The organism is Pyxidicoccus fallax, assembly GCF_012933655.1.
Taxonomy (GTDB): domain Bacteria; phylum Myxococcota; class Myxococcia; order Myxococcales; family Myxococcaceae; genus Myxococcus; species Myxococcus fallax.
Genome location: NZ_JABBJJ010000442.1, coordinates 1 through 8,764 on the forward strand (window position 1 = coordinate 1; position 8,764 = coordinate 8,764).

5 protein-coding genes are annotated in these 8,764 nt (G+C 69.2%); all 5 read left to right on the forward strand.

What is annotated here, in order from left to right:
- Positions 1-270: A24 family peptidase (locus HG543_RS48185; protein WP_500690512.1), on the forward strand; the 270-nt coding region annotated here is incomplete at its 5' end.
- 31 nt (positions 271-301) lie between these two features.
- Positions 302-1,750 (forward strand): type II and III secretion system protein family protein, encoded by a 1,449-nt coding sequence (locus HG543_RS48190; protein ID WP_169351715.1) that lies wholly within the window; start codon positions 302-304, stop codon positions 1,748-1,750.
- 142 nt (positions 1,751-1,892) lie between these two features.
- The gene (locus HG543_RS48195) at positions 1,893-3,662 is read left to right on the forward strand and encodes a TadA family conjugal transfer-associated ATPase (RefSeq protein ID WP_169351716.1); all 1,770 of its coding nucleotides are present in this window, start codon (positions 1,893-1,895) and stop codon (positions 3,660-3,662) included.
- A 6-nt stretch (positions 3,663-3,668) separates the two neighbouring features.
- Complete coding sequence (locus HG543_RS48200) at positions 3,669-5,924, forward strand: FHA domain-containing protein (RefSeq protein ID WP_169351717.1); 2,256 nt, start codon at positions 3,669-3,671, stop codon at positions 5,922-5,924.
- A gap of 43 nt (positions 5,925-5,967) precedes the next feature.
- Complete coding sequence (gene polA, locus HG543_RS48205) at positions 5,968-8,685, forward strand: DNA polymerase I (RefSeq protein ID WP_169351718.1); 2,718 nt, start codon at positions 5,968-5,970, stop codon at positions 8,683-8,685.
- The last annotated feature ends 79 nt before the right edge of the window (positions 8,686-8,764 follow it).

An 8,764-nucleotide genomic window follows, 5' to 3' on the forward strand; every position in this document is an offset into this window, starting at 1 on the left:
GGTGGGGTGGGGGCCGTCCTGGGGTTTCCAGCGGCGATGGCGGCCGCGGCCTTCATCTCGCTGGTGGGCGCGCTGCAGGCGGTGGTGACACTGCTGTGGCAGGGCGCGGTATGGGACACGTTGGAGGCGGTGGTGCGGCGGTGGGCGGCGCGGGCGAGGCTGGCGAGCGCGGAAGCGCGGCCGGCACCCCAGCGCCACATCCCCTACGGGGTGGCCATCGCGCTCGGAACCTTCTGGGCGCTGTGGTGGCAGCACGGAAGCTTGGCTTAGCTCGGACTTCGCAGCAGAGGGGACACCTACGATGTTCACACGCTTCACGCATGCCGCGGCGCTGGTCGCCCTGACCGCCCTGGTCGCCAGCGGCAGCGCCCTGGGCCAGGAGGGCACCACCGTCAGCCTCGGCGTGGGCTCCCAGAAGGTCGTCACCATTCCCGGCCTGAGCCGCGTCGCCCTCGGCGACCCGACCATCGCCGACGTGAAGACGCTCGGCTCCGGCCAGCTGCTCATCACCGGCCAGGCCGAGGGCAAGACGACGCTCCTCGTCTGGAAGACCTCCGGCCAGCGCGTCAGCTACCTCGTCGCCGTCCGCAAGCAGGACCCCAACGAGGTCATCTCCGAAATCAAGCGGCTGCTCGGAGAGATTGAAGGCGTCTCCGTCCGCATGGTGGGTGACCGCATCTACCTGGACGGTCAGGCCTACACCACGCAGGACGCGGACCGCATCAACGAGGTGGTGAGCCTCTATCCGAACGTGAAGTCGTTCGTGAAGATTGCCCCCAACGCCAAGAAGCTGGTGGCGCAGAACCTCAACGCGGCCTTCCAGAAGGCCGGCCTGAAGAATGTGCAGGCCAACGTGGTGGGCGCCACCATCTTCCTGGAGGGCTCCGTGGAGAGCCAGCAGGACCTCCAGAAGGCGGAGCTCATCACCAAGGCCATTGGCGAGAAGGTGGAGAACCTGCTCGTCGTGGGCATCAAGCGGATGATCCTCTCCGAGGTGCAGTTCGTGGAGATCCGCCGCAACAGCAGGGACCGCTACGGCATCCGCTACCCCACGGACATCAGCGGCACGGCGAGCGCGGCGGCGACCATCGGCCAGCAGCTGTTCCCCGGCACCTTCGGCGAGGGCGCGGCCACCATCGCCCTGTCCGCGGGCGCGGAGTTCTCCGTGGGCTTCCAGGGCAACGACGGCTACGGCCGGCTGCTCGCGCAGCCCAAGCTGGTGTGCGCCAGCGGTGAGAAGGCCGAGTTCCTCGCCGGCGGCGAGGTGCCCATCCCGCTCATCACCAACAACCAGTTCACGGTGGAGTACAAGAAGTACGGCGTCATCCTGAACCTGCGCCCCACCGCGGACCGCAACGGCAACATCCAGACGGAAATCGAGGCGGAGGCCTCCGAAATCGACACCTCGGTGGCGGTCTCCATCGGTGGCTCGGCCGCGGTGCCCGGCTTCCGCACCCGCAAGGTGAAGACCAACGTCACCGTGCGCCACGGGGAGACCATCGTCCTGTCCGGCGTCTTCAGCCACGACGAGCAGAAGGCCATCTCCAAGATTCCGGGCCTGGGCCACATCCCCATCATCGGCGAGCTGTTCAAGAGCCGCGCCTTCGACTCGACCAAGCGCGAGCTCGTCATCTTCGTGACGCCGCGCATCGTCAACCCGGACTCGGACAAGGTCCGGACCATCATCGAGGACGTGAAGAGCCGCTACAAGCAGGCCCGTTCCGAGGTGAACTTCAACATCTTCGACTGACGCCCCCTCTCAGGCGCGTCCAGCGCGGGCCGGCCTCTTCCCTGCTTCCCGGGGAGGGTGCCGGCCCGCTGCCTTGCGGGCAGGCGTGCGGGGGGCTGCTGGCGCTTTGAGGACGAAGGGGCGCTTGCTAGCATCCGCGCCCATGTTTCTCATCACCCTCGCGGAAAAAGGCGGCGGGTCCGAGCAGCGTGAATTTCACAAGAATGAAATCACCATCGGCCGCCTGCCCGGCAACGACATCATGCTCGCGAAGGGCAACGTCTCCAAGTACCACTCGCGAATCGTCGCCAAGGACGGGAAGTTCATCATCGTGGACATGAAGTCCACGAACGGCACGTTCGTGAACGGCAAGAAGATTGCCGCGCCGCAGGTCCTCAAGCCCACCGACCAGGTCTTCATCGGTGACTACATCCTCAACGTCGAGCCCCTGGAAGAGGGCCCGATGGAGACGCGCGCGGGGATGCCCGAGGACGAGGGCTACGACGACGGCGGCGAGGAGCCCTACCCCGAGGAGGAGCAGTACGCGGAGGAGGAGCCCTACGAGGAGGAGCCCGCTCCGCAGCCCGCGGCCGGCCGCATGCCGGCGTCCATGGCGGCGGCCATGGCGCGCAACAAGCGCAAGGTGGACCCGCGCATCGAGCGCTACACGCGCCTGCAGAAGGAGATCCACGACCGGCTCATCGAGTACCTCGACCTGCGCCGCATGGACATGGACCGGCTCGGCGACGACGAGCTGTGGCGCCGCACCGAGAAGGCCATCCGCGACATCATCGACCAGATGGAGGCGGACGGAGAGCTCCCGGAGGACGTGGACCGGGAGGAGCTGCTCACCGACGTCATCAACGAGGCGCTGGGCCTGGGGCCCCTGGAGGCGTTCCTCGCGTCGGATGAGATCAGCGAGATCATGGTGAACCACGCCAACCAGATCTACATCGAGCGCAAGGGCAAGCTGACGCTGTCGGAGAAGACGTTCTCCTCCAACCAGGCGGTGCTCGGCGTCATCGAGCGCATCGTCGCGCCCATCGGCCGGCGCATCGACGAGTCCAGCCCGCTCGTGGACGCGCGCCTGAAGGACGGCAGCCGCGTCAACGCCATCATCCCGCCGCTGGCCCTGAAGGGGCCCTGCATCACCATCCGCAAGTTCAAGAAGGACTCGCTGAAGATCCAGGACCTCATCAAGTACAAGACCGTCACCGCGCAGATGGCGGAGTTCCTGGAGATGTGCGTGAAGGCGCGGCGCAACATCGTCATCTCGGGCGGCACGGGCTCGGGCAAGACGACGACGCTGAACATCATCAGCTCCTTCATCCCGGACGACGAGCGCATCATCACCGTGGAGGACGCGGCGGAGCTTCAGCTGCCGCAGGACCACTGGGTGCAGCTGGAGAGCCGCCCGCCCAACCTGGAGGGCAAGGGCGCCATCACCATCCGCGACCTGGTGAAGAACTGCCTGCGCATGCGGCCCGACCGCATCGTCGTGGGCGAGTGCCGCTCCGGCGAGACGCTGGACATGCTCCAGGCGATGAACACGGGCCACGACGGCTCGCTCACCACGCTGCACGCCAACACGCCGCGTGACGCCATCGCCCGGCTGGAGACGATGGTGCTCATGTCCGGCATGGAGCTGCCGGTGAAGGCCATCCGCGAGCAGATCGCCAGCGCGGTGCACATGATTGTGCAGCAGACGCGCTTCTCCGACGGCACCCGGAAGATCTGCTTCATCACCGAGGTGTCGGGCATGGAGGTGGACATCGTCACCCTCCAGGACATCTTCTATTACAAGCAGGACGGCTTCACGGAGGACCACAAGGTGCGTGGCCGCTTCGTGGCGTCCGGTTTCGTGCCCAAGTTCTACGACGAGCTGCAGCGCAAGGGCATCCCCGTCAACATGAGCATCTTCCGGGAGGACTGACGCGTCATGCCGACCCTGGTCGTCCGTCTGCCCGACGGTACCGAGAACGAGTACGACGTCGTTGGCGAGCTGAAGATTGGCCGCCAGCAGGGCAATGACCTCCTGCTCACCGAGGGCGGGGTGTCGCGCAACCATGCCGTCGTCTTCGAGGACGGCGGCACCGTCTTCATCGAGGACAAGGGCAGCGCCAACGGCACCTTCGTGGACGGCGAGCGCATCGCCGAGCCCACGCCGCTCACCCCCGAGTCGGAGGTGGTGCTGGGGGACTACACGCTGCGCCTCAAGCCCGCGGCGCCGGCCCGCAACACGGGCCCGCGCAGGGCGGCGAAGGCGGCGGCGCCCGTCAGCGACGAGATGCCGGTGGGCTCGGAGGGCAGCGGCGCGCGCGCCACCCGGGCCCTGCCGAGCGTGAAGTCGCGGCCCGCGGCCGGGGCCTCGGGCGCTCCGAAGCGGCCCGCGCGGCCCGCCGGTGGCGCGGGCGCGGCGGCTCCGGCGGCCGGGGGTGGCGCCGCGGCGGGGGGCTCCGGGCCCATGCTGCGCGGCATGGTGGGGCCGTGGGCCGGGCGGACGTACCCGCTGAAGGGCAAGGTGCTGGTGGGGCGGCAGCCTCCGGCGCTGGTGCTGCTGGAGGACGACTCGGTCAGCCGGCGCCACGCGGAGCTGGTGGCGAGCCCGACCGGCGTGACGGTGAAGGACCTGGGCAGCGCCAATGGCACGCTGCTCAACGGCGAGCCGCTGGGCGACGAGCCGGTGCCGCTCCAGCCGGGAGATCAGCTCCAGTTCGGCGTGGTGGAGATGACCTTCGAGGCCGCGGAGGAGGAGGCGCCGGCCGGGCTGGCGCGCCGGGGCGCGGGCCCCATCCCCACGCGGCGGGGCGGCGCGGCGGTGGAGGCGGCGCCCGCGAGCAGGAAGAAGCTGATGGTGGTGGGCGGGGCCGTGGTGGGCCTGCTGATGGTGGCCGGCGTGGTGAAGGCCGTCCTCCCGAAGCCGGGAGCGGGGCCGGTGGACATGGCCCCCATGGCCGCGGAGGCGGACCCGGAGCAGCAGGTCAAGGACCTGCTCAGCGAGTGCCGCTCCTATGCGTCCAACGAGATGGGTGCTCCCAACTGGGCCCGTGCGGAGGAGTCCTGCGCCAAGGCGCTGGACCTGGACCCCATCAACACCGAAGCCAACAGCATGATGCGCCGCATCAAGCTGGAGAAGGAGTCCTTCGACTACTTCTCCACGGGCGACAAGCTGATGGCGCGGCTCAAGCCGGAGGAGGCGCTCGAGGCCTTCAGCAAGATTTCGAGGGACAGCGAGTACTTCCGCCGGGCGAGGAGCAAGGCGCGCGAGGCGGCCGAGCAGGTGACGAAGAAGGCGCAGGAGGACTGCAGGCGCTACCTGAACGACTCGCAGTGGAGCGCCGCGATGCCGCGCTGCCAGGTGTTCATGGCGGTGTGGTGCCAGAAGCAGCCCCGGGAGAACCTGGTGCCGCCGCTGGGCTACTCGCTGAAGCTGGAGGGCCGGCTGCGCCGCAACGAGTGGCGGCCCAAGGACGCGCTCTTCGTGCGCTTCCTCATCGCCCGGCAGAAGATGGACGCGAACGCGGCGCCGTGGACGTGCCCGGTGACGGACATCATCAACGACGATGACGTCGTCGCCGACCCGCGCACCGCGGTGGAGGAGGCGGTGAAGAAGCGCTTCCCCAACAAGCTCATCCAGGCGGCGATGATGGACTACTGGGCGGGCCGCGGCAGCGAGGCGCTGGCCACGCTCCAGAAGCTGCGCTCCAACTACGAGGCCGCGCAGTTCCACTCCCAGGCGGACGAGCTCATCAAGGTCATGACGACCGTGGACCAGCTCTTCAAGAACGGGGAGACCTTCCTCGCCGCGGACGAACCGGAGAAGGCCGCGGAGCCCTTCCGCGAGGCGCTGGAGACGGACAAGGGGCTGATGCTCGAGCTGGCGGAGACCAAGCCGTCCTTCTACCGGCGGAACATCCTCCAGGATATGGCGGACAAGTCCTACCGCAGGGGTAAGGAGTGGGCGGACCGCAAGGACCGCCGGCGCGCCTGCCGCATCTGGAAGCTGGGCTTCGGCTTCTACGCGGGCAATCCCGACCTGAACAAGGCGGCCGCCTTCTGCTCGGGCCTCGCATCGGACGCCTTCAGGCAGGCGGGTGGCTGCCCGGACCTCGCGGCGGTGCTGGACTACGCCGTCAAGGGCGACGGGCTGGCGGAGAAGGTCGAGCAGCAGAAGAAGGAGTGGCAGTGCCCCTGACGCGCGCGTGGACAGGGGCGCGGGGGCGCGCTAGGCACGGGACATGGCCGACACCAGCCCCTCGCGCTCCGCGCCCACCCTGGTCCTCATCGACGCGTCCGGCTTCATCTTCCGCGCCTACCACGCCATTCCGCCGCTCACCACGAGCAAGGGCGTGCCCACCAACGCCGTGCTGGGCTTCACCCGCATGGTGCTCAAGGCGCTGAGAGACCTCGCGCCCACGCACGTGGCGCTCGCCTTCGACAAGGACAGCCGCGCCGAGCGGCAGAAGATAGACCCCACCTACAAGGCCAACCGCGAGGGCCCTCCCGAGGACCTGGTGCCGCAGTTCGCGCTCATCCGCCGGGTGGTGGAGGCGCTCAACCTGCCGGTGCTGGAGATGCCGGGCTGGGAGGCCGACGACGTCATCGGCACGCTGGCCCAGAAGGCCAAGGTCGAGGGCTTCTGCGTGCAGGTCGTCACCGGCGACAAGGACTTCGTGCAGATTGTCGAGCCGGACGTGCGCCTGTTCGACCCGATGAAGGACACGCACACCGGGCCGGACGAGGTGAAGGCGAAGCTGGGCATCGAACCCCGGCAGATGCGCGACTACCTGGCCCTCATTGGCGACGCGGTGGACAACGTCCCCAAGGTGCCGGGCATCGGCCCGAAGACGGCCACGGAGCTCATCCAGCAGTTCGGTGACGTGGAGACGCTCCTGTCCCGGCTGGACGAGGTGAAGAAGCCGAAGATTCGCGAGGCCATCGCTTCCCACAAGGAGAGCCTCACGCGCGCCAAGCTGCTCGTCACCTTCAAGACGGACCTGCCGCTGGACGTGAAGATGGCGGACCTGGCGCGCAAGGCGGTGGACGCGGGCAAGGCGCGCGAGCTCTTCACGGAGCTGGAGTTCTACGCGCTCCTCAAGGAGCTGCCGCAGCAGGGGCTGCCCCAGGCGGAGCCGAAGGAGAAGCCCGCGCCGCTGGCCACCTCGCAGAAGGTGGTGGAGACGGAAGCGGAGCTGAAGTCGCTGGCCGAGGCCGCGCGCGCGGCGGGCGCCGTCAGCCTCGTCCCCGCGTACGAGGGCATGCCCTTCGCCGCGAAGCTGGTGGGCCTGGGGCTGGCGCTGCCGGACGGGACGACGTGGTACGTGCCGCTGCGCCATGGCGTGCTGGGCGCGCAGGGCGTGAAGCCCGAGGCCTTCACCGCCGCCTTCAAGGCGGTGCTGGAGGACGCGGCGGTGAAGAAGGGCGGGCACGACCTCAAGGCGCTCACCCTCGTGCTGGCCAACGAGGGCATCTCCCTGCGCGGCGCGCACGACGACGTGGAGCTGCTCAGCTACCTGCTCAACCCCTCCCGCCGCGAGCATGCGCTGGCGGACCTGGCGCGCGAGCGGCTGCAGACGGAGCTGCCCGCGCTGCCGCCCGCGGCCGAGGGCAAGCGGGGCAAGAAGGACAAGGCGCTGGCGGACCACACCGTGGAGGAGCTGGCGCCCGCCTTCGCCATCCGCGCGGAGGCCGCGCGGCGGCTCGCCCCGGAGCTGTGGAAGGAGCTGGAGGGCGTGCAGCTGGCGGGGCTGGCCCGCGACATGGAGCTGCCGCTGTTGCCCATCCTCGCGCGCATGGAGCAGCGGGGCGTGAAGCTGGACACCGCCGAGCTGGCGCGCATCTCCGAGAAGGTGGACTTCGCCGTCGAGGCGCAGGTGAAGGAGGTCTACAAGCACGCCGGCCGCGAGTTCAACATCGGCTCCAACCCGCAGCTGGTGGAGGTGCTCTTCACGGACCTGAAGCTGCCCATCATCAAGAAGGGCAAGACGGGCCCGTCCGCGGACATGGAGGTGCTGGAGAAGCTCTCCGAGGAGCACCCGCTGCCCGGCGCCATCATCGAGTACCGCAGCCTGTCCAAGCTGAAGAGCACCTACCTGGACACGCTGCCCACGCTGGTGGCCGCGGACGGGCGCATCCACACCACCTACCACCAGGCGGCCACCGCCACCGGGCGCCTGTCCTCCACGGACCCCAACCTCCAGAACATCCCCATCCGCACCGAGCTGGGCCGCGAAATCCGCCGCGCCTTCGTGGCGGCCGAGGGGCACCAACTGGTCAGCGCGGACTACAGCCAGGTGGAGCTGCGGCTGCTCGCGCACATCGCGGAGGACCCGGTCCTCATCGACGCCTTCCTCAACGACCAGGACATCCACACCCGCACCGCGGCGGAGGTCTTCGGCGTGCCCCCGGAGCAGGTGGACCGCGAGCAGCGCCGGCGGGCGAAGATGGTGAACTTCGGCATCGCGTACGGCCTGTCCCCGCACGGCCTGGCCGCGCGCCTGAGCATTCCCCAGGAGGAGGCGCGTGACATCATCGAGCGCTACTTCGTGCGCTACGCCGGCATCCGCAACTACCTGACGGAGACGGTGGAGAAGGCCCGCAGGACGGGCTACGTGGAGACGCTCTACGGGCGCCGCCGGTACATGCCGGACCTGCTCTCCAAGAACCGCGGCGTGGCGCAGGCCGCCGAGCGCGCCGCCATCAACATGCCGATTCAGGGCACCGCCGCGGACCTCATCAAGAAGGCCATGCTCGTGGTGGACGCGGCGCTGAAGGAAGAGGGGCTGCGCACCGTCATGCTGCTGCAGGTGCACGACGAACTGCTCTTCGAGGCGCCCGACGACGAGGTGGAGCGCGTGAAGGCCCTGGCCGCGAAGGGCATGTCCTCGGTGGCCAACCTGAAGGTGCCGCTCAAGGTGGACGTGGGCGCCGGCCGCAGCTGGGCGGACGCGCACTGAAGGCGCGGGGTGCGCCAAAAAAGTGCGGGAGGAGCGCCCACCCCCGTAGGCGCCCCTCCCGCGTCCCGCACCCCAGCCC

What these genes read in the sequence shown, in the direction of transcription:
- HG543_RS48190 (WP_169351715.1), top strand. Translation starts at nt 302, where the DNA reads ATGTTCACACGCTTCACGCATGCCGCGGCGCTGGTCGCCCTGACCGCC.
- HG543_RS48195 (WP_169351716.1), top strand. Translation starts at nt 1,893, where the DNA reads ATGTTTCTCATCACCCTCGCGGAAAAAGGCGGCGGGTCCGAGCAGCGT.
- HG543_RS48200 (WP_169351717.1), top strand. Translation starts at nt 3,669, where the DNA reads ATGCCGACCCTGGTCGTCCGTCTGCCCGACGGTACCGAGAACGAGTAC.
- polA (WP_169351718.1), top strand. Translation starts at nt 5,968, where the DNA reads ATGGCCGACACCAGCCCCTCGCGCTCCGCGCCCACCCTGGTCCTCATC.